Here is a 1,984-nt window from a genome sequence, read left to right as displayed (position 1 = left end):
GGCCCGAGCGGACGCGGCGCATGGGCGCCTTCGCCGCCCGCCGTCGCGGCCGGCCCGGCGGGGGAGGCGGCGCCCCCGCGGGCTGACGCGGGGCGGTGCCCGTCGACGCGCGCGCCCGTCCTCCGCCTGCGGGGAGATGAGCCTCAAGTCCGTTCCGCGGCCCGCCGATGCGGACCTCGAGGCGCGGCCCCGCGAGGGGGCCGGGCGGCCGCGGGCCCGTCGACGGGCGCCGGGACAGGAGCGAGCAGTGCGACCGACGACCGTGGTGCCCACCGGCGTGGAGCGCCGCTTCGGCGAGGACGAGGTGATCGTCACCAAGACCGACCTGCAGGGGCGGCTCACCTACGCCAACGACGTCTTCCTGCGCGTCTCGGCCTACCCCGAGGAGGCCATGCTCGGGCAGCCGCACAGCATGATCCGCCACCCCGAGATGCCGCGCTGCGTCTTCCGCCTGCTCTGGGACACCCTCCGCGAGGGCCGCGAGCTCTTCGCCTACGTCATCAACCTGGCCGGCGACGGCGCGCACTACTGGGTGCTGGCGCACGTGACGCCGAGCCGCGGCGCGGACGGCACCGTCATCGGCTACCACTCCAACCGGCGCCTGCCGAGCGCCAGCGCGCTCGCCGAGATCCGCCCTCTGTACGCCCGGCTCCTGCAGGAGGAGGCGCGCCACGCGCGCCCCGCCGACGCCATCGCCGCGTCGACCCGTCTCCTCGAGGCCGAGCTGGCCGAGCGCGGCCTGGACTACGACCGCTTCCTGTGGAGCCTCGCCGGCTCGGCGCGGACGGCGCCCGCCGCCCGCGCGGCCCTGGGGAGCGCGGCGTGAGGGGGCTGGGCGCGAGAGGCCTGGGCCGCGGTGGCCGGGCGGCCTCGTCGCCGACCCCCGACGCCTCCACCGCCTCCGCCGCCGCCGTCCAGGAGATGCTGCGCGTCTGCCGCCTCGTGGCGGCCGGCGACCTCGAGGCCCGCGTCCGGCACGTGCCCGGCACCGAGGACGACGCCGACCTCGTCCTCCTGCGCCACGAGCTCAACCGCTTCATCGACCGCACGGACGCCTACGTCCGCGAGTCGGCCGCCTCCCTCGAGGCGGCCAGCGAGGGCCGGTTCCACCGGCAGTTCCTCCTCACCGGCATGCCCGGCGCCTTCGCCGGGGGCGCCCGCACGATCGACGGCGCCCGCGAGTCCATGGCCGCCGCGGCGGCGCGGGCGCAGGAGGTGGCCGACGCCCGGCTCCACCTCGCCGACGAGTTCGAGGCGACCGTCATGTCGGTCTCCCAGACCGTGGCGGCCGCCGCCACCGAGCTCAGCGCGTCCGCGGCGAGCCTGTCCGGCTCCGCCGCCCTCGCCGTCCGCGAGGCCGAGGACGCGCGCGACGCCGTCGGGCAGCTCGAGCAGTCCTCGCAGCAGATCCAGCAGGTCGTCACCCTCATCTCGCAGGTGGCGGGCCAGACCCGGCTGCTCGCCCTCAACGCCACCATCGAGGCCGCCCGGGCGGGGGCGGCGGGCCGCGGCTTCGCCGTCGTCGCCTCCGAGGTCAAGCAGCTGGCCGACCAGACCTTCGGCGCCACCGACGAGGTCACCGCCCAGGTCGACGCCGTCCAGTCCGTCGCCGCGACGAGCACCTCGGTGATGTCGCGCATCAGCGACACGGTCCGCGAGATGGACGCCATGGTCGAGGGCGTCTCCGTCGCGGTCGACGGCGGCCCGCACGGCGCGGCGGCCGACGGCGCCCAGGGCCTGTCCCAGCTCGCCGAGGTCCTCCGGGCGGAGGTCGCCCGCTTCCTCGCCGTCCTGCGCCAGGGCTGATGCCCCGGCGCTGAGTCTCGGGGGCTGAGTCTCGGGCGCCTGGGTCTCGGGCGCTGAGTCTCGAGCGCTGGGTCTCGGGGGCTGGGTCTCGGGCGCTGGGGCTCGGGGGCCGAGCCGCGCGCCGCCCCCGTCCCTCCCGGCGCCCCTCCCGCCCTCGTCGGGGGCCGGGAGGGGCGCC

At 77.7% G+C, this 1,984-nt stretch carries 2 protein-coding genes; both read left to right on the top strand.

Annotated features, from left to right (window positions below; all coding sequences use genetic code 11):
- Positions 1-247: 247 nt before the first annotated feature.
- Positions 248-826, top strand: coding sequence for a PAS domain-containing protein (locus tag HLB09_RS16280; RefSeq protein WP_322790233.1), 579 nt, complete (start codon positions 248-250; stop codon positions 824-826).
- Positions 823-1,806 carry a methyl-accepting chemotaxis protein gene (locus tag HLB09_RS16275; RefSeq protein WP_212771255.1) on the top strand — a complete coding sequence of 328 codons (984 nt, stop codon included), beginning with the start codon at positions 823-825 and terminating at the stop codon, positions 1,804-1,806. The genes HLB09_RS16280 and HLB09_RS16275 overlap by 4 nt, the downstream gene beginning before the upstream one ends.
- Positions 1,807-1,984 lie beyond the last annotated feature (178 nt).

Source organism: Pseudokineococcus marinus, assembly GCF_013004605.1.
Lineage (GTDB): Bacteria > Actinomycetota > Actinomycetes > Actinomycetales > Quadrisphaeraceae > Pseudokineococcus > Pseudokineococcus marinus.
This window is presented reverse-complemented; position numbering and strand designations above follow the sequence as displayed.